The 20,462-nt window shown below is 66.4% G+C and carries 17 protein-coding genes; 6 read left to right on the top strand and 11 right to left on the bottom strand.

The features are described 5' to 3' along the window. Positions 1-16: 16 nt before the first annotated feature. The gene (locus tag C6A82_RS12395) at positions 17-949 is read right to left on the bottom strand and encodes a heme o synthase (protein ID WP_105346457.1); all 933 of its coding nucleotides are present in this window, start codon (positions 947-949) and stop codon (positions 17-19) included. Positions 950-1,146: 197 nt separating this feature from the next. On the opposite strand from C6A82_RS12395, the gene tkt reads away from it, so the two are divergent. The 6 genes from tkt (at position 1,147) to C6A82_RS12365 (ending at position 8,260) form a co-directional block, all read left to right on the top strand. Further along, the gene (tkt, locus tag C6A82_RS12390) at positions 1,147-3,237 is read left to right on the top strand and encodes a transketolase (RefSeq protein WP_105346455.1); all 2,091 of its coding nucleotides are present in this window, start codon (positions 1,147-1,149) and stop codon (positions 3,235-3,237) included. Positions 3,238-3,257: 20 nt separating this feature from the next. After that, the gene (tal, locus tag C6A82_RS12385; protein ID WP_105346454.1) at positions 3,258-4,373 is read left to right on the top strand and encodes a transaldolase; all 1,116 of its coding nucleotides are present in this window, start codon (positions 3,258-3,260) and stop codon (positions 4,371-4,373) included. Beyond that, the gene (zwf, locus tag C6A82_RS12380) at positions 4,370-5,935 is read left to right on the top strand and encodes a glucose-6-phosphate dehydrogenase (protein WP_105346452.1); all 1,566 of its coding nucleotides are present in this window, start codon (positions 4,370-4,372) and stop codon (positions 5,933-5,935) included. Before tal ends, zwf begins: the two co-directional genes overlap by 4 nt. Before the next feature lie 121 nt (positions 5,936-6,056). Further along, on the top strand, positions 6,057-6,968 hold the full coding sequence (gene opcA, locus C6A82_RS12375) for a glucose-6-phosphate dehydrogenase assembly protein OpcA (RefSeq protein WP_105346450.1): 912 nt from the start codon (positions 6,057-6,059) through the stop codon (positions 6,966-6,968). Next, on the top strand, positions 6,965-7,702 hold the full coding sequence (gene pgl, locus C6A82_RS12370) for a 6-phosphogluconolactonase (RefSeq protein ID WP_105346449.1): 738 nt from the start codon (positions 6,965-6,967) through the stop codon (positions 7,700-7,702). The genes opcA and pgl overlap by 4 nt, the downstream gene beginning before the upstream one ends. A gap of 177 nt (positions 7,703-7,879) precedes the next feature. Beyond that, positions 7,880-8,260, top strand: coding sequence for an ATPase (locus C6A82_RS12365; protein ID WP_105346468.1), 381 nt, complete (start codon positions 7,880-7,882; stop codon positions 8,258-8,260). A 37-nt stretch (positions 8,261-8,297) separates the two neighbouring features. On the opposite strand, the gene ppc is transcribed toward C6A82_RS12365, so the two are convergent. From ppc to uvrC, 10 genes are all read right to left on the bottom strand, one after another. Further along, positions 8,298-11,093: a phosphoenolpyruvate carboxylase gene (gene ppc / locus C6A82_RS12360; RefSeq protein ID WP_105346447.1), complete on the bottom strand. Its 2,796-nt coding sequence runs from the start codon at positions 11,091-11,093 to the stop codon at positions 8,298-8,300. Between the two features lie 191 nt (positions 11,094-11,284). Then, positions 11,285-11,518, bottom strand: a complete 234-nt coding sequence (gene secG, locus C6A82_RS12355; RefSeq protein ID WP_105346445.1) for a preprotein translocase subunit SecG — start codon at positions 11,516-11,518, stop codon at positions 11,285-11,287. A 62-nt stretch (positions 11,519-11,580) separates the two neighbouring features. Further along, positions 11,581-12,366: a triose-phosphate isomerase gene (gene tpiA, locus C6A82_RS12350; RefSeq protein ID WP_105346444.1), complete on the bottom strand. Its 786-nt coding sequence runs from the start codon at positions 12,364-12,366 to the stop codon at positions 11,581-11,583. A 10-nt stretch (positions 12,367-12,376) separates the two neighbouring features. Continuing rightward, the gene (locus C6A82_RS12345; RefSeq protein ID WP_105346442.1) at positions 12,377-13,603 is read right to left on the bottom strand and encodes a phosphoglycerate kinase; all 1,227 of its coding nucleotides are present in this window, start codon (positions 13,601-13,603) and stop codon (positions 12,377-12,379) included. Positions 13,604-13,607: 4 nt separating this feature from the next. After that, the gene (gene gap / locus C6A82_RS12340) at positions 13,608-14,630 is read right to left on the bottom strand and encodes a type I glyceraldehyde-3-phosphate dehydrogenase (RefSeq protein ID WP_311101805.1); all 1,023 of its coding nucleotides are present in this window, start codon (positions 14,628-14,630) and stop codon (positions 13,608-13,610) included. 72 nt (positions 14,631-14,702) lie between these two features. Further along, positions 14,703-15,416, bottom strand: coding sequence for an ABC transporter substrate-binding protein (locus C6A82_RS12335; RefSeq protein ID WP_105346970.1), 714 nt, complete (start codon positions 15,414-15,416; stop codon positions 14,703-14,705). Positions 15,417-15,528: 112 nt separating this feature from the next. Beyond that, complete coding sequence (gene whiA / locus C6A82_RS12330; RefSeq protein WP_105346978.1) at positions 15,529-16,506, bottom strand: DNA-binding protein WhiA; 978 nt, start codon at positions 16,504-16,506, stop codon at positions 15,529-15,531. Further along, the gene (gene yvcK, locus C6A82_RS12325; protein ID WP_105346969.1) at positions 16,503-17,534 is read right to left on the bottom strand and encodes a uridine diphosphate-N-acetylglucosamine-binding protein YvcK; all 1,032 of its coding nucleotides are present in this window, start codon (positions 17,532-17,534) and stop codon (positions 16,503-16,505) included. The genes whiA and yvcK overlap by 4 nt, the downstream gene beginning before the upstream one ends. Next, positions 17,531-18,460: an RNase adapter RapZ gene (rapZ, locus tag C6A82_RS12320; RefSeq protein WP_233217039.1), complete on the bottom strand. Its 930-nt coding sequence runs from the start codon at positions 18,458-18,460 to the stop codon at positions 17,531-17,533. The genes yvcK and rapZ overlap by 4 nt, the downstream gene beginning before the upstream one ends. Then, the gene (uvrC, locus tag C6A82_RS12315; protein WP_105346977.1) at positions 18,457-20,439 is read right to left on the bottom strand and encodes an excinuclease ABC subunit UvrC; all 1,983 of its coding nucleotides are present in this window, start codon (positions 20,437-20,439) and stop codon (positions 18,457-18,459) included. Before uvrC ends, rapZ begins: the two co-directional genes overlap by 4 nt. Positions 20,440-20,462: the final 23 nt, after the last annotated feature.

Below are 20,462 nucleotides of genomic sequence, written 5' to 3'. Positions count from 1 at the left end.
CGGCGGACAGGCTGAGTCAGAGGCTGAGCAGCGTCGGCAGGTCAAGTGCCGAATCGACTGCCAGCGCGCAGAACACGACAGCCAGATAGTTGTTCGACTGTAGGAACAACCGCAGCGGCTTGATCGGCTCGCCGCGCCGCACGCCTGCATACAGCTGGTGGGCCATCGCGAGGAACCAGGTGCCTGCCACCAGGGCCACGGACGCGTACAGCCACCCCGTGGCCAGCGCCAGCGCGAGCGTCGCCGCCACGGTCAGCCATGTGTAGACCAGGATCTGCTTGGTCACCTGGCGCTCGGTGGCCACCACCGGCAGCATGGGCACGCCGGCCGCCTCGTAGTCGTCCTTGTAGCGCATCGCGAGCGCCCAGGTGTGCGGCGGCGTCCAGAAGAAGATGATCGCGAACATCACCAGCGCGGGCCAAGCGATGGTGCCCGTCACCGCCGACCAGCCGATCATCACCGGCATACAGCCCGCCGCCCCGCCCCACACCACGTTCTGCGATGTCCTGCGTTTGAGCAGCAGCGTGTAAACGAGCACGTAGAACGCGATCGTCGCCCCGGCCAAGTGTGCCGAAAGCATGTTCGTCGTCCACCACAGCCAGAAGAACGAGGCCACCGACAGCGCCAGCCCGAAGACGAGCGCGTGGCTGCGCGGCACGCTTTCGCGCGCCAGCGGTCGGCGCTCGGTGCGCTTCATCTTCTTGTCGATGTCCGCGTCGGCCACGCAGTTCAGCGCGTTGGCGCCTGCGGCCGCGAGTAGCCCGCCGACCAGGGTGTTCAGAATCAGCAGCGGATTCACAGCTCCGCGGTCGGCCAGCAGCATGGCGGGAATGGTGGTGACAAGCAGCAGCTCGATCACCCGCGGCTTGGTCAGCGAGAGGTACCCGAGGAGCGCAGTGCGAGTTCGGCTGGGCGACCCGCCAACCAGGCGGCTTTCGCGAACCTTCACGCAGATAACTCCTCGAAAGGGCGCGCAACGCGCCGCGTCTACTACACACGATGGTAGACCGCGGGGTGCCGGGGAACCCAGCTGGGTCGACTCGGTAAACGTACAGCTGATGATGCGCGACGCAGCCTGCGGCGATCGCTTTCGCCGCACTAGGGTATGAGGGGAGACCAGGCTTGCCGATCGTCAGGAGTCAACTGGTGACAACCGTCGAAGAGATTTCCGCCCTTACCCGTCCCAATCACCCGGACGACTGGACCGATCTGGATTCGGAATCAGTCGACACCGTCCGAGTACTGGCGGCGGATGCGGTGCAGAAAGTCGGCAACGGTCACCCGGGCACGGCGATGAGCCTCGCTCCCCTGGCGTACACGCTGTTTCAGCGCCAGATGCGCCACGATCCCAGCGACGTGCACTGGCTCGGTCGCGATCGGTTCGTGCTGTCCTGCGGTCACTCCAGCCTGACCTTGTACATCCAGCTCTACTTGGGCGGCTTCGGCCTCGAGCTGTCTGACATCGAGTCGCTGCGCACGTGGAAGAGCAAGACGCCCGGGCACCCCGAGTTCCGCCACACCAAGGGTGTTGAGATCACCACCGGCCCGCTGGGCCAGGGTCTGGCCTCTGCGGTCGGGATGGCCATGGCGTCGCGCTTCGAGCGCGGCCTGTTCGACCCGGACACGCCATGGGGTGAGAGTCCGTTCGACCACTACATCTACGTGATCGCCTCCGACGGCGACATGGAGGAGGGTGTCACCAGCGAGGCGTCCTCACTGGCGGGCACCCAGCAGCTCGGCAACCTGATTGTGTTCTACGACCAGAATCAGATCTCGATCGAGCACGACACGAACATCGCACTGTCCGAGGATGTGTCGGCCCGTTACCGCGCCTACGGCTGGCACGTACAGGAGGTCGAGGGGGGCGAGAACGTTGTCGGCATCGAGCAGGCCATCGCCGAGGCGAAGAAGGTCACCGACAAGCCGTCGTTCATCTCCCTGCGCACGATCATCGGCTATCCGGCGCCCACCAAGATGAACACCGGAGGTGCGCACGGCTCGGCGCTGGGCGACGAAGAGGTGGCCGCCACCAAGCGCGTCCTTGGTTTCGACCCGGACAAGACCTTCGAGGTACGCGACGAGGTCATCGAGCACACCCGCAAGCTCGTCGACCGCGGCAAGGAAGCCCACGAGAAGTGGCAGCCGCAGTTCGACGCGTGGGCCGAAAGGGAACCCGAGCGCAAGAAGCTGCTCGACCGCTTGCTGTCCCAGGAGCTGCCCGAGGGCTGGGACGCCGACATCACGCAGTGGCAGCCGGGCGACAAGGCGCTCGCCACCCGCGCCGCATTCGGTCAGGTGCTCAATGACGTCGCCCCCAAGCTGCCCGAACTGTGGGGTGGCTCAGCGGATTTGGCGGGCAGCAACAACACCACCATCAAGGGCGTCAAGTCGTTCGGGCCGCCGTCGATCTCGACCGAGGACTTCACCGCGGACTGGTACGGACGCGTGCTGCACTTCGGCGTCCGCGAGCACGCGATGGGATCGATCCTGTCGGGCATTGTGCTGCACGGCCCGACCCGCGCGTTCGGCGGCACCTTCCTGCAGTTCTCCGATTACATGCGGCCCGCGGTGCGGCTCGCGTCGCTGATGGACATCGACACCATCTACATCTGGACGCACGACTCGATCGGGCTCGGCGAGGACGGTCCGACGCATCAGCCCATCGAGCACCTCGCGGCGCTGCGCGCCATCCCCAACCTGTCGGTGGTGCGCCCCGGCGACCCCAACGAGACGGCGTACGCCTGGCGGAGCATCCTGGCGCGCGGCAACGGTAGCGGCCCGGTGGGCTTCATCCTCACCCGCCAGGGGATTCCGGTGCTCGAGGGCACCGACGCAGACGGCGTCGCCAAGGGCGGCTATGTGCTCGGCGGCATTCCGGACGAGCTGCCCGACGTCGTACTGATCGGCACCGGTTCCGAGCTCCAACTCGCTGTCGAGGCGAAGAAGCTCCTGGCGGAGAAGGACATCACCGCGACGGTGGTGTCCATGCCGTGCGTGGAATGGTTCGAGTCGCAGCCCGCCGAGTACCGCGACAAGGTGTTGCCGCCAGCAGTTTCAGCGCGGGTGGCTGTCGAGGCCGCGGTGGCGCAGAGCTGGTACAAGCTCGTCGGCGACACCGGCGAGATCATCTCGATCGAGCACTACGGCGAATCCGCCGACGACAAGACGCTGTTCCGTGAGTTCGGGTTCACCCCCGAAGCCGTTGTGGCAGCCGCGGAACGATCACTGGACAACTGATATAGAGAGAAGGACAAGGCATGGCTCAGAACAAGAATCTCGCCGCGCTGTCCGCGGCGGGCGTTTCCGTATGGCTCGACGACCTGTCCCGCGACCGGCTGCAGACCGGCAACCTGCAGGAGCTCATCGACACCAAATGTGTTGTGGGAGTGACCACCAACCCGTCGATTTTTCAGGCGGCACTGTCGAAGGGCAACTCCTACGACGACCAGGTGAGGGAGTTGGCCGAGCGCGGCGCCGACGTGGACGCCACGATCCGCACCGTCACCACCGACGACGTCCGCAACGCCTGCGATGTGCTGCGTCCCCAGTGGGAGTCCTCTGAAGGCGTCGACGGCAGGGTGTCGATCGAGGTCGACCCGCGGTTGGCCCATGAGACCGACAAAACCGTCCAGCAGGCGATCGAGCTGTGGAAGATCGTCGACCGGCCGAACCTCTTCATCAAGATCCCCGCCATGATGGAGGGCCTGCCCGCGATCACGTCCGTGCTCGCCGAGGGAATCTCGGTCAACGTGACCCTTATCTTCTCCGTCGAACGACACCGTGAGGTGATGGACGCCTACCTCGCCGGTCTGGAGAAGGCTAAGCAAGCGGGCCACGATCTTTCCAAGATCCACTCCGTCGCATCATTTTTCGTCTCACGTGTGGACACCGAGATCGACAAGCGGCTGGAGAAGATCGGTACCGACGAGGCGCTCGCGCTGCGCGGGCAGGCGGGCGTGGCCAATGCCCGGTTGGCGTACGCCGCATACGAAGAGGTGTTCGTCGGCGGTGACCGCTTCGAGGCGCTCAAGGCAGACGGCGCACGGGTGCAGCGGCCGCTGTGGGCGTCGACCGGCGTGAAGAACCCCGACTACTCCGACACGTTGTACGTCACCGAGCTCGTCGCTCCCAACACCGTCAACACCATGCCGGAGAAGACCATTGACTCCGTCGCCGATCACGGCGTCATCAACGGCGACACGGTCACCGGCACAGCCGACGCCGCGCAGGAGATCTTCGACAAGCTTGCCGGGGTCGGCATCGACATGCGTGACGTCTTCCTCACTTTGGAGAACGAAGGGGTGGAGAAATTCGAGAAGTCGTGGGAGGAACTGCTCGACGAGACGCAGACTCAGCTCGACGACAAGAAATGAGCGCGGAGACCACGTCCGTCGAGACCTCGGCCCTCCCGTCGGATTGGCGTAACCCGCTGCGCGACAAGCGGGACAAGCGCATGCCCCGCATCCCGGGTCCGTGCGGGATGGTCATCTTCGGCGTCACGGGGGATCTCGCCACCAAGAAGTTGATGCCTGCCATCTACGACTTGGCCAACAGAGGGTTGCTGCCTGCCAACTTCGCCCTGGTGGGATTCGCCAGGCGGGACTGGGCCGACGAAGATTTCGGCAAGCTTGTATGCGACTCCGTCCGCACGCACGCCCGCACTCCGTACCGGCAGGAAGTGTGGGACCGACTGGCCGAGGGAATCCGGTTCGTCCAAGGCACATTCGACGACGACAAGGCTTTCCAGCGGCTGGCCGAGACGCTCGAGAAGCTCGACGCAGAACGGGGCACCGGCGGCAATCACGCGTTCTACCTGTCGATTCCGCCGAAGGCCTTCCAGATGGTGTGCGAACAGCTGCAGAAGTCGGGCCTAGCCCGGCCGCAGCAGGGACGCTGGAGCCGGGTCGTCATCGAGAAGCCGTTCGGCCACGACTTGGCAAGCGCCCAGGAACTGAACAACACCGTCAACAGTGTGTTTCCCGAAGAGTCGGTGTTCCGCATCGACCACTACCTCGGCAAGGAGACCGTGCAGAACATCCTGGCGCTGCGATTCGCCAATAACCTGTACGAGCCGATCTGGAACAACAACTACGTCGACAGCGTGCAGATCACCATGGCCGAAGACATCGGTCTTGGCGGCCGAGGCGGCTACTACGACGGCGTCGGCGCCGCCCGCGACGTGATCCAGAACCACCTCGTTCAGCTGATGGCGCTCACGGCGATGGAGGAACCGGTCAGTTTCAGCCCGCACGAGCTGCAGGCCGAGAAGATCAAGGTGCTCTCGGCGACACGTCCGATGCAGCCGCTGGACCAGACCACCGCCCGCGGCCAGTACATGACGGGCTGGCAGGGCAGCGAGCAGGTGCCCGGCCTGCTCGAAGAGGAGGGCTTCTCGAAGGACTCCAAAACCGAGACGTACGCCGCGATCACCCTGGAAATCGACACCCGGCGGTGGGCGGGCGTGCCGTTCTTCCTGCGGACCGGAAAGCGGCTGGGCCGCAGGGTAACCGAGATCGCGCTGCTCTTCAAGCGGGCGCCGCACCTGCCGTTCGACTCCACGATGACCGAAGAGCTCGGCAAGAACGCGTTGGTGATCCGGGTGCAGCCCGACGAAGGCATCACCTTGCGGTTCGGGTCGAAGGTGCCCGGCAGCCAGATGGAAGTCCGCGACGTCAACATGGACTTCTCCTACGGGTCGGCCTTCGCGGAGGACTCCCCCGAGGCCTACGAGCGGTTGATCCTCGACATGCTGCTGGGCGAGCCGTCGCTGTTCCCGCTCAACCAGGAAGTCGAATTGTCCTGGAAGATACTCGATCCCGTGCTCGACTATTGGGCGCAGCACGGCAAGCCCGACGAATACGAATCCGGAACCTGGGGACCCGAATCAGCGACCGAGATGATGCGCCGCATGGGTCGCGAATGGAGGCGGCCGTGACGCGAAGGCGACGACGAGTGAGCATCGCTGGGCCCACGCCCGTAGGGCAGGGGACGACGAAGGAGCGCGGAGCGGTGGGGCCACGCCCGCAGGGCAGGGGACAAGAAGGAGTCGAGCCGCAATGATCGTCAACCTGCCGGGAACCACCACCAACGACGTCAACAAGAAGATCACCGGCCTGCGCGAAGAGGGCGGCGCGCTCACCCTGAGCCGGGTGCTGACGCTGGTGATCGCACTGGACGGCGACGAGGGTCTCGAAGACTCGATCGAGGCCGCCAACTTCGCCAGCCGCGAGCACCCCTGCCGCGTCATCGTGGTCCTGCCCGGCGATCGCGAGGCCGCAGAACCGACGCTGGACGCCGAGATCAGGGTCGGCGCGGACGCAGGCACAGGCGAGGTCGTGGTGTTGCGACTCAACGGTGAACTCGCCAAGCACGCCAACAGCGTGGTGTTGCCGTTCCTGCTGCCGGACACCCCGGTGGTGGCCTGGTGGCCGGTCGATGCTCCCGCCGTTCCCGCAGAGAATCCCTTGGGGCAGTTGGCTATTCGCCGCATCACCGACGCTACCAACAGCGGCGATCCGCTGGCCGCCATCAAGAGCAGGCTGAAGAGCTACACCGCGGGCGACACCGATCTGGCCTGGAGCCGCATCACCTACTGGCGCGCTCTGCTGGCGTCGGCGTTGGATCAGGCGCCGTTCGAACCGGTCGAATCGGCTCTGGTGTCGGGTTTGAAGGACGAACCCGCGCTCGACATCCTCGCGGGCTGGCTGGCGAGCCGGATCGACGGAAAGGTGCAGCGCGCCGTCGGCGACCTCAAGGTCGAACTGCACCGCAAGAGCGAGACGGTCACGTTGAGCCGGCCGCAGACGGGGGTGACCGCCACGCTGACCCGCACCAGCAGGCCGCAGGCTCTGATTCCGTTGGCGCGCAGGGACGCCAAGGAGTGCCTTGCGGAGGACATGCGACGGCTGGACGCCGACGAGATCTACTTCGAGGCGCTCGCAGGCATCGACAAGGTGCAGTACACATGACCACCGTAATCGAAAAGTTTTCGGACAAAGCAGAACTCGTCACCGCGGTCGGCGACCGCCTGATCGGCGCTATCACCGACGCGATCGCGGCGAGAGGCCGAGCGCTGATCGTGCTTACCGGAGGCGGCACAGGGATCGGACTGCTCGAACACGTGCGGGACAACGGCGGTGCGATCGACTGGTCGAAGGTTCGATTGTTCTGGGGCGACGAGCGTTACGTGCCCGAAGCCGACGACGACCGCAACGAGAAGCAGACGCGCGAGGCCCTGCTCGACCACATTGACATCCCAGCGGCCAACGTGCACGCAATGCCCGCCAGTGACGGCGAATTCGGCGACGACATCGACGCCGCCGCCCTGGCCTACGAGCAGGTGCTCGCGGCGATTGCCGAGGACGGCGCGCCGGTGCCCGATTTCGACGTACATCTGCTCGGGATGGGCGGCGAGGGACACGTCAACTCGCTGTTCCCCCACACCGCAGCGACGCGCGAGACGACGCGGCAGGTGGTCGGTGTGACCGACTCCCCCAAGCCGCCGCCGAAGCGAATCACATTGACGCTTCCCGCCGTTGCGCGCTCGCGCGAGGTGTGGCTGGTGGTTGCAGGCGCCGAGAAGGCCGACGCGGTTGCCGCTGCGGTCGGCGGCGCAGATCCCGACGACGTGCCCGCCGCGGGAGCGCACGGCCGCGAAGCCACCGTGTGGCTGCTCGACGAAGACGCGGCGAGCAAGCTCTAACCGTCTTGATCGGCGAGACCATCTGCGTAGCCTGCCCTGTAGTCATCCGCCGCGCGAATGACGTCGACGCATGAGGTGACGACGTCGCGAGGATCGCCGTGGCACTGTCTGAGCTGCATGCACCTCAGACGCCCGGTCCGCCACGACGGTTCCAGCCTTTGTGGTCAAATGACCGTCATGGCAGACAAGGGCGTCAGCAGGACCGGCGGTGTCCGCACCGGACGCGAGCGGATCCAGAAACTCGCCCAGGCGGCATTGAACGCCGACGTCACGGTCGATCAGGTCGACGCCATCCTCGCCGGGCTGGGTGAGACCCTCGAAGACCTCAACAAGTCGACCGGCAACCTCGATGCCACTCTGGAGCGGTTCAACGACACGATCAGCCGGATCAACGAGTTGGCGCCGCGCCTCAACGCGGTGGTGGACCGTCTCGAGGGCATCGTCGACCGCGTCGAACGCATCGTCGGTATCGGTGAAGCCGCGATTGCCCCGCTGGCCGCGACCGAGTCTGCGGTGCGCGGCGCCATCAACGCGGTGCGCCGGACGACCCGGCTCTAGTGCCGCACAACTCCCCGGTGGCTTGCGCGCTGCGGCCCTAACCGCTGTTCCTGAGCGCGGTCGCGAGTCCGCTCATCGTCAGCAGAATCCCGCGCTGCACGAGTTCGTCGTCGTCACCGGATCGGTAGCGCCGCAACAGCTCGACTTGAAGGTGGTTCAGCGGCTCGAGGTACGGGAACCGGTTGAACACCGAGCGCGCCAGCGCCGGATTGTCGGCGAGCAGGTCATCGTGTCCGGTGATCAGGCCGTGCATCCGGATCGTCCGTTCGTGTTCGGCGGCGATCTTGTCGAAAACACGCCTCCGCAGCTCCTCGTCGTCCACCAGCTCCGCGTACCGTGCCGCGAGCCCCAAGTCCGACTTCGCCAGCACCTGAGCCATATTCGACAGCACGGTGCGGAAGAATGGCCAGCGCCGGTAGAGATCCTGGACCACCTCCAACCGCCCTTCGCCCTCGGCCATCCATTCCTCGAAGGCCGTGCCGGTGCCGTACCAACCGGGCAGCATGACGCGCGACTGGCTCCATGCCAGCACCCACGGAATCGCCCGCAGGTCGGAGATCGACGTGGTCGGTTTGCGTGACGTCGGCCTGCTGCCGATGTTCAGCGCGCCGATCTCACTAACAGGTGTCGATGCCTTGAAGTAGTCGACGAAACCGGGCGTCTCGTGGACCAGGTCGGAGTAGGCACGATGCGCGCGGGCCGCGAGGTCATCGAGCACCTCGTAGGCAGGACCGGCATCCTCTCCGAGACCCTCGACGTCGAGTAGAGACGCCTCGAGAGTCGCCGCGAGCAGCGTCTCCAGATTGCGATGCGCGATGCGCGGCTCGGCGTACTTGGCCGCGATGATCTCACCCTGCTCCGTCAGCCGCAGGGAGCCCTTCACCGCTCCGGGAGGCTGGGCCAGGATCGCGTCGTAGCTCGGTCCGCCGCCCCGGCCGACCGTGCCTCCGCGACCGTGAAAGAGCCGCAACCGGATTCCGGTCTTGCCGGCGGACTCGACCAGATCGAGCTCCGCACGGTAGAGCGCCCAGTTGGCGGCCAGATATCCGCCGTCCTTGTTCGAGTCGGAGTACCCGAGCATGACCTCGTGGCTGTCGCCGCGCGACGCCACAAGTGATCGATACAGCGGAAGCTCCAGCGCCGCTTCCAGAATCGACGCACCGCGCTGCAGATCGTCGATGGTCTCGAAAAGCGGCACGATACCGACCGGGCAGTAAACGTCCGGTCCGGACGCGTCGAGCAGCCCGGCCTCTTTCAAGAGCACCGCCGCCTCGAGCATGTCCGACACCGACTGGCACATCGAGATGATGTAGTTCGGCACCGCGAGTGGACCGAACACGGCGACGGCGCGGGCAGCCGCTGAGCAGATGTCGAGTTCCTTGCGTGCCAACTCCGACAATTCGGCGCCCTCGCTGATCAACGGTCTGCGGGTACCGAGTTCGGTGACCAGCAGCTCGACGCGGTCCGGCTCATCGAGCGACGCGTACTCCCGGTGGACACCCGCCCACGCCAGCAATTCGGCGACGACGTCGGCGTGCACATCGGAGTTTTGCCGCATATCCAGACCGGAGAGATGAAAGCCGAACGTGCGGACGGCTTCCCGCAGCCGCGCAAGTCGGTCGTCGGCCAGCACTGCGCTCCCGTTGGCGCGCAGCGACCCGTCGACGACATCAAGGTCGACCATCAGTTCGGCCGGTGCCTCGTAGCGGTCGAGGCCGAGGTCGAGCTCATGTTCGGGTTGGTCGTCGAGGATCTGCTGCGCCGTCGCGGTCAGCTTCGCGTGGATCACCCGCAGGGCACGCCGATACGGCTCGTCGGCGCGGGCGGGCTCATGGCACGCATCGGCAAGAGCCGTGAGCTCGTCGCTGATCGCGACCAACCGCGCCGACATCGACAGCTCCTCCTGAAGCGCGGTGATCTCGACGAAGTAGTGGGCCAGCGCGGTGTACGCCGCTCGCGAGGTCGCCAGCCGGACGACATCCGCGGTGACGTTCGGGTTGCCGTCACGGTCGCCGCCGATCCACGATCCCGGCCGCAGGATCGGGGTTTCGAGCAGCGTGGTGTCCGGCCAGCGGGCCTGCAGGGCCGTTCGCACCTCGGCGTTGACCTTCGGAATGACCTCGAGGAAGGCGGCCGGATAATAGCGCAGACCTGTCTCGATCTCGTCCTGAATCTTCAACCGGGACAACCGGATCAGCGCGGTCTGCCAGAGCGTCAGGATGTTGCGCCGCAACTCGGTCTCGATGTCGCGGCCGTCGGCGGTGTGGGTGTGGGCGTGCAGCCGCAGCCGCATCAACTCGGTGATGCGGTGCTGGGTGTCGAACACTGTGCGCCGACGCGTCTCGGTCGGGTGCGCGGTGATCACCGGCGACACCAGCGCGCCCTTCAGCACATCGGCAACGGCCGCCGAGTCGAGCTCGGCCGAATCGAGGCGCAGATACGTCGCGGCAAGACTGCTGTTCTGTGGGGGCTCGCCCGCAACGACATGAATGGCGCGGCGCCGCTCGCGGTGGATGTCCTCGGCGACGTTGGCGAGCAGCGCGAAGTGGGTGAAGGCGCGAATGACGGGGATGGCTTTGCGGACGTCGATGCCGTCGAACATCCCGGCGAGATCCGTGCGTTCGATCTCCGAGCGGCGCACCCTGAAGGACTCGACACGGGCAGCCTCGACGAGGTCGAACACCTCTTCGCCGTTCTGTTCGCGCACCGTGTCGCCGAGAATGGCGCCGAGCAGGCGGATGTCCTCGCGCATCGGCTCGGTGGCTTCGCGGCCGACCTTGGTGCGGCGCACGGAGCCGATCGGCGCCAGCGAGATGTCGGGTCCGTCAGCCATCACCCGATTATCGGCGACCGGAAAGCAACCTGCAGGGCGGGGTGTCGCTGATCAGAACGCGGCCACCACGATCGTGAGCAGGATCACCAGGAACAGCAGGATGAACGGAACTCGTGTGACGGCCCGAGGCGGGCACTACGCAACTGAATCACACAAGTGGGCTGGCCGCTCGATTGTGCGGCGAGGTCGCGCTAGGCGTATTTGATCTGCAGTGCGATGGCGATGATGCACACGATCCAGATGCCGGTGACGAAGTACGTCAGCCGGTCGAGGTTCTTCTCCACCACGGTCGACCCCGACAGGCTGGACTGCACGCCGCCGCCGAACAGGGTGGACAGGCCGCCACCCTTGGCGCGGTGCAGCAGCACGAGCAGAATCACCAGAACGCTGGTGACAAGCAGCGCGATCTGCAGACCGAATATCATGGCGGCCAGCCTACAGGGAACGCCTGGTCAGGTGCGAATCGCCCAGCGCGTCGCCGAGAGGATCAGGGCAGCGGTCCGCCTGCGGCGATGGCCGACAGCGTCGCGAACTGCTCACCGTCGAGCGACGCGCCCCCGACCAGCGCGCCGTCGACGTCCTCCTGGGCCACGATCTCGCCCACGTTCTTGGCGTTCACCGAGCCGCCGTACAGCACCCGGATCCCGGCCGCGACGTCTGGATCGGCCAGGTTGCCCAGCTCGTCGCGGATGGCCTTGCAGACCTCCTGCGCGTCGGCGGCGCTGGCCACCCGGCCGGTGCCGATCGCCCACACCGGTTCGTAGGCGATGACCGACCGGCCGATCTGCTCGGCGGACAGCCCTGCCAAAGAGCCGCCCAGCATCTCCACGCAGTGTTCGACGTGGTTGCCCGCCTCGCGGACCTCGAGCTGCTCACCGATGCAGATGATCGGGGTGAGTTCGTACTTGAACGCCGCGGCGGCCTTCGCGGCGACCAGCGCATCGTCCTCGGCGTGGTAGGTGCGCCGCTCCGAGTGTCCGACCACTACGTAGGTGCACCCCAGTTTGGCGAGGAATGCGCCGCTGATCTCACCGGTGTAGGCGCCCGAATCGTGCTGCGACAAATCCTGTGCACCGTAGGTCAGCCGCAGCTTGTCGCCGTCGACGAGAGTCTGCACGCTACGCAGGTCGGTGAACGGCGGGAGGACGGCCACGTCGACCTTGTCGAAGTACTTGTCGGGTAGCGAGAAGGCGATCTTCTGCACCAGCGCGATCGCTTCGAAGTGGTTGAGGTTCATCTTCCAGTTGCCGGCGATCAGCGGCTTGCGGCTCATACCAAACCTCTCAGGTGTCCAGAACGTCTATACCGGGAAGCGTCTTGCCCTCAAGGTATTCCAGAGAGGCCCCACCGCCGGTGGAAATGTGCGAGAAGCCGTCCTCGGGCAGGCCCAGCTGGCGCACCGCCGCCGCCGAGTCACCCCCGCCGACGACACTGAACGCGCCCTTCTCGGTCGCGCCGATGATCGCCTGGGCCACCCCTTTGGTGCCGTCGGCGAAGGCCGGGAACTCGAAAACGCCCATCGGGCCGTTCCAGAAAACGGTCCTCGCGTTGGCCAGCAGGTTGGTGAACCGCTTGACCGAGCCGGGCCCGATGTCGAGACCCATCTTGCCGTCGGGGATCTGGTCGGCGGGCACCCGCTCCGGCGGCGAGTCCGCCGCGAACTTCTCGGCCACCACGATGTCCACCGGCAGATGGATCACGTCGCCGTAGTCCTCGAGCAGCTTGCGGCAGGTGTCGATCATTCCCTCTTCAAGCAGCGAGGTGCCCACTGAAGCACCTTGCGACGCAAGGAAGGTGAAGCACATACCGCCGCCGATGACCAAGCTGTCGGCCTTCGTCGCGAGGTTCTCGATGACGGCCAGCTTGTCGGACACCTTGGAACCGCCGAGCACCACCGCATACGGCCGGTCGGTCGAGCTGGTCAGCTGCTCGAGGACGGTGATCTCGGCCGCGACCAGCTTGCCCGCGTAGTGCGGCAGCAGTGTTGCGACGTCATACACCGAGGCCTGTTTGCGATGCACGACACCGAAGCCGTCAGAGACGAAGGCGCCTGGCGAACCGTCCGGTGCCGCAACGAGTTCGGCCAACTGCCGGGCCAGGGTCAGCCGTTCGCCGTCGTCCTTGCTGGTTTCCCTCGGGTCGAATCGAATGTTCTCCAACAGCAGGATGTCACCGTCGGTGAGCCCTTCGGCGCGGGCGAGCGCGTCGGTACCCACGACGTCGCTAGCCAGCTGGACATGGCGGTCGAGCCGCTCCCCCAGCGCCTTCGCGACGGGTGCGAGCGAGAACTTCGGGTCGGGGCCGTCCTTGGGCCTGCCGAGGTGGGCGGCGACGACCACCTTCGCGCCCGCGTCGGACAACGCCTTCAGCGTGGGCACCGACGCGATGATGCGGCCGGGGTCGGTGATGGTGCCGTCGTCGTCGAGCGGGACATTGAGGTCCGAGCGGACCAGCACGCCTCGGCCCGAAACACCCTCAGCGAGAAGGTCGTCGAGCGTCTTGACGCCCATCTGACTACAGCGACTTGCCGACCAGCGCGACCAGGTCGACGAGTCGGTTCGAGTAGCCCCACTCGTTGTCATACCAGGACACGGTCTTGGCCTGGTTGTCGATCACCTTCGTCAGACCCGCGTCGAAAATCGAGCTGTGCGGGTCGGTGACGATGTCGCTCGACACGATCGGCGCGTCGTAGTACTTGAGGATGCCCTTGAGCGGACCGTCGGCGGCCGCCTTGAAGGCTGCGTTGATCTCGTCGGCGGTGGCCGACTTCGCCAGCTCGGCGGTCAGGTCGGTGCACGAACCGGTGGGGATCGGCACGCGCAGCGCGTAGCCGTCGAGCTTGCCCTTCAACTCGGGCAGCACCAGGCCGATGGCCTTGGCGGCGCCGGTCGAGGTCGGCACGATGTTGAGCGCGGCGGCGCGGGCGCGGCGCAGATCCTTGTGCGGGCCGTCCTGCAGGTTCTGGTCCTGCGTGTAGGCGTGCACCGTGGTCATCAGGCCCTTGACGATGCCGAACTCGTCGTTGAGCACCTTCGCCAACGGACCAAGACAGTTCGTCGTGCACGACGCGTTCGAGATGATGTTCTGGCTGCCGTCGTACTTGTCGTCGTTGACGCCGAGCACGATCGTGATGTCCTCATCGGTCGCCGGTGCCGAGATGATGACCTTCTTCGCGCCCGCGTCGAGGTGGCCCTTGGCCTTGTCCGCCTTGGTGAAGATGCCGGTGGACTCGACGACGACGTCGACGCCGAGATCGCCCCAGGGAAGGGCCGCTGGTCCCTCTTTGACCTCGAGCGCCTTGATCTTGGTGCTGCCGATGACGATGGTGTCCCCGCCCTCGAGGCTGATCTCCTCGGGGTAGCGGCCCAGGATCGAATCGAATTTGAGCAGGTGCGCCAGGCTGGCGTTGTCGGTGAGGTCGTTGACCGCGATGACCTCGATGTCGGTGCTCTTGCCCTCGGCCTTCTGCGCCGCGAGGGCCCGGAAGAAGTTGCGTCCGATTCGGCCGAAGCCGTTAACGCCTACCCGGATGGTCACGTGAGTCTCCCTTTTTCTGCCTGGTTTCTACAGGCCAGCGTAGTGGTGTGAGTGCCGTCACGTGCAGGCTGGTCAGAGCATTGCGAGGCTCTGGTCGGCATACGGGTTGCCCAGCCATCTGCGGCGGATTCGCTGCAGCGTGCCGTCCTCCTCCAGCTCGGCCTGGGCGACGGTGATCCTGGCGAGCAGGTCCTGATCACCGAGGCGGACCGCAACCGCGATGTTCTCGGTGGAAATGCCGCGCTGCACCACCTCGACGCCTGCGATCGGCTTGACGAGCTCGGTCAGAACGGCAGCGAGCTTCATGAACACGTCGCAGCCGCCTGAGGTGAGGTCATCGAGCGCGGCGCGGATGTCCCCGTACTCGTAGACCCTGACGCCCGCCGCCTTGCCGTCGGCGACGAGTTGCTCGGCGACCGGGCCGCTGGTGTTGCCCCGTTGCACGCCGATGGTCAGGCCGTCGAGATCGTCGACCGAATGCACGTCGGGCAGCCGCCGGGCATCGACAGCGAGCGACTGGCCGGAGATCAGGTACGGCGGGGCGAACGTCGCCTTCGTCTCCCGCTCGGCGGTGACGGTGGTGCCCGCGGCGATACAGTCGAACTCCCCGGCGGCCAGCGCGTCGAAGATGCCGTTGAAGTCCGCTCCTTCGTAGGCGAGGAACTCGAGGCCCGTACCGAGTTTCTCCGTCACCGCGGTCATCAGATCGATGTCGAGGCCACCGTCGTCGGGCATACCGTTGAACGGCGGGTCCGGATACGCCGCGCCGACCCTCAGTGTCGCCATGAGCTCACGGTAGTTGCTCGAGCAATCACCCGACTAGCACCGAGAATCCCGCCGAGTGGCTAGTTATGCCACGTTTGTGCCCGAATTTCGTGCCATAACTGGCCACTGAGTGCTAGGCGTCGTCGAGCAGATCGGGGGTGACGGCCGACTCGGTGTCGGGAATCCCGTCTTGCTTGGCCTTACGGTCGGCCATCGACAGCAGCCGCCGAATACGTCCCGCTACAGCATCTTTCGTCATCACCGGGTCGGCAAGTCGGCCAAGCTCCTCGAGCGATGCCTGCCGGTGCTCGACGCGAAGCTTGCCCGCGGCGGACAGATGGTCGGGGACGGTGTCACCGAGGATCTCCAGCGCCCGCTCGACCCGGGCAGCCGCCGCCACCGCCGCCCTCGCCGACCGACGCAGGTTCGCGTCGTCAAAGTTCGCAAGCCGGTTCGCGGTCGCCCGCACCTCCCGGCGCATCCGGCGCTCTTCCCACGTCAGCCTCGTGTCCTGGGCGCCCATGCGGGTCAGCAACGCGCCGATCGCCTCTCCGTCGCGCACGACGACGCGGTCGGCGCCGCGCACCTCGCGCGCCTTCGCGCTGACGCCGAGCCGCCGCGCCGCGCCCACGAGCGCCAGCGCCGCCTCCGGTCCCGGGCAGCTGACCTCAAGGGCGGACGACCGACCGGGTTCGGTCAATGAGCCGTGGGCCAGGAACGCGCCGCGCCACGCCGCTTCCGCATCGGCCACGCTGCCGCCGACGACCTGGGCAGGCAACCCGCGCACCGGCCGCCCGCGAAGATCCAGCAGGCCGGTCTGGCGCGCCAACGCCTCGCCGTCCTTGGCGACGCGCACCACGTATCGGGTGTTCTTGCGAATCCCGCTGGCGGACAACACATGAACGAGGGCGTTGTAGCCGTAGAGATCGAAGATGTCCTTGCGAAGGCGACGCGCGATGATGCCGAGATCGACCTCCGCCTCCACCACGACCCGGCCCGAGACGATGTGCAGGCCCCCGGCAAACCGCAGCAACGATGCGACCTCGGCACGGCGCGCGCTGACCGAATTGACGACCAGACGGCTCAACTCGTCCTTGACCTCGGCAGTCATCGCCACGGGTCGTCACCTCTCGGTCCGTCAACAATCCGGGCGGGTGTGGCGACCGTCGGCTGGTGGAGGGTGCCGCCAGGTTCCGTTCCTCGCAAGCGAACCCCCTCCAACGCCGCGGCCAACCTCGCCGGGTCATGTAAAGGTGTACCAGGTCTGGACACCTCAGCAAACTGAACTGCAGCACCCAATATCGTCGCCGTGCGGATCAGCTGCTCCCTCTCCCGCTCAGCGGGCACTTGTGAGACGTCGACGACGATCTCGTTCACGGTGAAGCCGGGGGCATGCTGGGACAGCACATGGATGTGCCGCTCCACCGAGAAACCCGCCGTCTCCCCCGGCTCGGCGACCAGGTTGAGCACCAGCGCCCGTCGAGCGGTGGTGGCCTTCAGCGCTGCGACCAGTTCCGGCACGAGGACATGGGGGATGACGCTGGTGAACCACGAGCCGGGACCGAGCACCACGAGGTCTGCGCTCATGATGGCGTCCACGGCCTGCCGGGTGGCAGGCGGATCGCTCGGCAGCAGTCGCACGCGGCGAACCTTGCCCGGCGTGGTGGCGATGGCCACCTGGCCGCGGATCACCCGGCTCATCCGCGGATCCGATTCCAGCCCTGCGACATCGGCCTCGATCTGCAATGCGATGGGGCACATCGGCAGCACCCGGCCCTTGACGCCCAGCATCCTGCCCAATTCGTCAAGCGCCGCAACGGGATCGGCAAGAACCTCGTTCAGGCCGGCCATCAACAGGTTGCCGATCGGATGTCCGGCCAGCGCGCCGCTTCCGCCGAACCTGTGCTGAAGGATCGTCGCCCACAGTCGCCCGTGCGGGCTGTCGGATGCCAAGGCCGCCAGTGCCATTCGCAGATCACCCGGTGGCACGACGTCCAGCTCGCTTCGCAGCCGGCCCGACGAACCGCCGTCGTCGGCCACCGTGACCACCGCGGTGACGTGCGGAGTGAGCCTGCGCGCCGCCGACAAAGTGGCATAGAGCCCGTGGCCGCCGCCCAGCGCGACGATGCGCGAACTCATTCGCGACCCAGATCCCGGTGCAGCACTCGCACCGTGAGTTGGTCACCGCCCTGCAGTCGGCCGGCCAGCGCCTCGGCCATCGCGACGCTGCGATGCTTACCGCCGGTGCATCCGATGGCCACGGTCATGTAGCGCTTTCCCTCCCGCCGATAGCCCTCGATCACGACGTTCAGCAGTCGATGGTAGGTGTCTAGGAACTCCGCCGCCCCCGGCTGCCCCAGCACGTACTCGCGGACGGCGGGATGCTGTCCGGTGTGGCGCCGCAGCTCGTCGACCCAGTGCGGGTTCGGTAGGAACCGCACATCCATCACGGTATCGGCATCCATCGGGAGCCCGTATTTGTAGCCGAACGATTCCACGGTCACGCTGGTGTAGGCGACGGTCTCACCGCCGAACGCCCCTTCGATGCTCTCCCGCAGTGCCGGCACCGACAGCTTCGAGGTGTCGATGACCAGATCCGCGGTCGCGCGTACCGGCGCCAACATCGTCCGTTCCGCTGCTATGCCCTCGGCGAGCGTCTGGTTTCCCTGCAGCGGATGGCTACGCCGGTTCTGCTCGTACCGGCGCACGAGGATGTCATCGGACGCTTCGAGAAAAAGCACCCTCGGTGCGATGTCGCGCGTCGCCAGATCTTTGCGCACCCAGTCCAAATCGCCGGTGAAACCTTTGGAGCGAACGTCCATCACCACCGCGAGCTGGGTGATCCGCGACCCCGCCGCCAGGCCGAGATCGACCATTCGGGCGATCAGTTCGGGCGGCAGATTGTCGGCCACATACCAGCCGAGATCCTCGAGCACCTTGGCCGCGGTGCCACGGCCCGCACCGGACAACCCCGTGACCAGTACGACGTCGATGCCCGAGTCCGCGCCGGTGCCGCGGGGCGCGTCCTGCCCCGCCTGCTCCTCACCTGTTCCCTGATCCGTCATCCCGATGCTCTGCCCTGATCATCTCCGATTACTGCGGCGGGCGCTGACGATTCGGGCGCTACGCCGAGCGCGTCGAGAACGGCCTTGGCAGTCGTCACACCGATTCCGGGCACTGAGGTGATCTCCTCGATGCTGGCCTGCTTCAGCCTGGCCACCGAGCCGAAGTGGGTGACCAGCGCCTTTCGCCGGTGCTCCCCCAGCCCCGGCACCGAGTCCAGGGCCGATGCCGTCATGCGCTTGGACCGCTTGCTGCGGTGGTAGGTGATCGCGAACCGGTGCGCTTCATCGCGTACCCGCTGCAGCAGGAAGAGTCCCTCGCTGTTGCGCGGCATGATCACCGGGTCGGGCTCCGACGGCACCCAGACCTCCTCGAGGCGCTTGGCCAGCCCGACGACGGCCACATCGGTGACGCCGAGTTCCTCGAGCACCGCCGCGGCCGCGTTGACCTGCGGGGCGCCACCGTCGACGACATACAGGTTGGGCGGGTAGGCGAACCTACGCGATTTTCCTTCAGCCGTAAGCACACTGGTGTGCTGCAGGTCGGATACATGCCGTGCGAACCTTCGGCGGGTCACCTCGGCGATGGACGCCACGTCGTCTGACCGCCCGCCGCCTGCCGCCTCCCTGATCGCGTAGTGGCGGTAGTCGGATTTGCGCGGCAGGCCGTCCTCGAATACCACCAGTGAGGCCACTACGTCGGTGCCCTGCACATGGCTGATATCGACGCACTCGATGCGCAGCGGGGCGTCCGCGAGCCCGAGTGCCTCCTGAATACTCTGCAGCGCAGCAGATCTCGCAGTGAAGTCGCCCGCCCGCTTGAGCTTGTGCTGGGCCAGTGCACCCTGCGCATTGCGCTGCACCGTCTCGGCCAGCGCCCGCTTGTCGCCGCGCATCGGCACCCGCAGCGCCACCCGCGAGCCGCGGAGCCCGCACAACCAGGTTTCGAGTTCCTCGGTGTTGGGCGGCAGTACCGGAACCAGGATCTGACGCGGCACCGGGTTCGTCGACTCGTCTGCCGCACCATCCAACTCCGCCTGGTCGCCGTAGAACTGCGTCAGGAACTGTTCGACCAGGTGTCCCTGACCGGAATCCTCGGGATCACCGGACTTTTCGACGATCCAGCCGCGCTGGCCGCGCACCCTGCCGCCGCGCACGTGAAACACCTGCACCGCCGCCTCGAGCTCGTCGTCGGCGAAGGCCACCACGTCGGCGTCGGTTCCGTCGCCGAACACCACCGTCTGCTTCTCGAGGGCGCGCTTGAGCGCACCGATGTTGTCCCGCAGCCTGGCTGCGCGCTCGAAGTCGAGTTGTGCGGCGGCCTGGGCCATCTCGCGTTCCATATCGCGGGCCAGCCGGTCGGTCTTGCCTGCCAGGAAGTCGCAGAAGTCCAGCACGATCTTGCGGTGTTCGTCGGCCGACACCCGACCGATGCACGGCGCAGAGCACTTGTCGATGTACCCGAGCAGGCAGGGTCGATCGATCTGCTTGTGCCGCTTGAATACTCCCGCCGAACACGTCCGCGCCGGAAATACCCGGGTGAGCAGATCGAGGGTCTCGCGGATGGCCCAGGCGTGCGAATACGGCCCGAAGTACCGCACGCCTTTGCGACGCGGTCCCCGGTACACCATCAGCCGCGGGTATTCCTCGTTGAGCGTAACGGCCAGCACCGGGTAGGACTTGTCGTCGCGGTAACGGATGTTGAACCGCGGGTCGAATTCCTTGATCCAGTTGTATTCCAGCTGCAGTGCCTCGACCTCGGTGGTGACCACCGTCCACTCGACACTGCCCGCGGCCATCACCATCTGCCTGGTGCGGGGCGCCAGCCCCGAGATGTCGGCGAAGTAGGAGTTCAGCCGACTGCGCAAACTCTTGGCTTTGCCGACGTAGATGACGCGGCCATGGGGATCGCGGAACCGGTAGACGCCGGGTTCGACGGGGATCGACCCGGGCGCCGGTCGGTACGTCGCGGGATCGGGCACGGATTCCAGGTTACTGCCGGTGT

This window comes from Mycobacterium sp. ITM-2016-00318 (assembly GCF_002968285.2).
Taxonomy (GTDB): domain Bacteria; phylum Actinomycetota; class Actinomycetes; order Mycobacteriales; family Mycobacteriaceae; genus Mycobacterium.
The sequence above is the reverse complement of the archived record's forward strand: the minus strand, read 5'-3'. Positions and strand labels throughout refer to the sequence as shown.

Coding starts and splice junctions, on each gene's coding strand:
- pgl (WP_105346449.1), top strand. CDS start 6,965: ATGACCACCGTAATCGAAAAGTTTTCGGACAAAGCAGAACTCGTCACC.
- zwf (WP_105346452.1), top strand. CDS start 4,370: ATGAGCGCGGAGACCACGTCCGTCGAGACCTCGGCCCTCCCGTCGGAT.
- opcA (WP_105346450.1), top strand. CDS start 6,057: ATGATCGTCAACCTGCCGGGAACCACCACCAACGACGTCAACAAGAAG.
- yvcK (WP_105346969.1), bottom strand. CDS start 17,534: ATGAGTTCGCGCATCGTCGCGCTGGGCGGCGGCCACGGGCTCTATGCC.
- ppc (WP_105346447.1), bottom strand. CDS start 11,093: ATGGCTGACGGACCCGACATCTCGCTGGCGCCGATCGGCTCCGTGCGC.
- whiA (WP_105346978.1), bottom strand. CDS start 16,506: ATGACTGCCGAGGTCAAGGACGAGTTGAGCCGTCTGGTCGTCAATTCG.
- tal (WP_105346454.1), top strand. CDS start 3,258: ATGGCTCAGAACAAGAATCTCGCCGCGCTGTCCGCGGCGGGCGTTTCC.
- secG (WP_105346445.1), bottom strand. CDS start 11,518: ATGATATTCGGTCTGCAGATCGCGCTGCTTGTCACCAGCGTTCTGGTG.
- tpiA (WP_105346444.1), bottom strand. CDS start 12,366: ATGAGCCGCAAGCCGCTGATCGCCGGCAACTGGAAGATGAACCTCAAC.
- rapZ (WP_233217039.1), bottom strand. CDS start 18,460: ATGACGGATCAGGGAACAGGTGAGGAGCAGGCGGGGCAGGACGCGCCC.
- C6A82_RS12345 (WP_105346442.1), bottom strand. CDS start 13,603: ATGGGCGTCAAGACGCTCGACGACCTTCTCGCTGAGGGTGTTTCGGGC.
- C6A82_RS12335 (WP_105346970.1), bottom strand. CDS start 15,416: ATGGCGACACTGAGGGTCGGCGCGGCGTATCCGGACCCGCCGTTCAAC.
- C6A82_RS12365 (WP_105346468.1), top strand. CDS start 7,880: ATGGCAGACAAGGGCGTCAGCAGGACCGGCGGTGTCCGCACCGGACGC.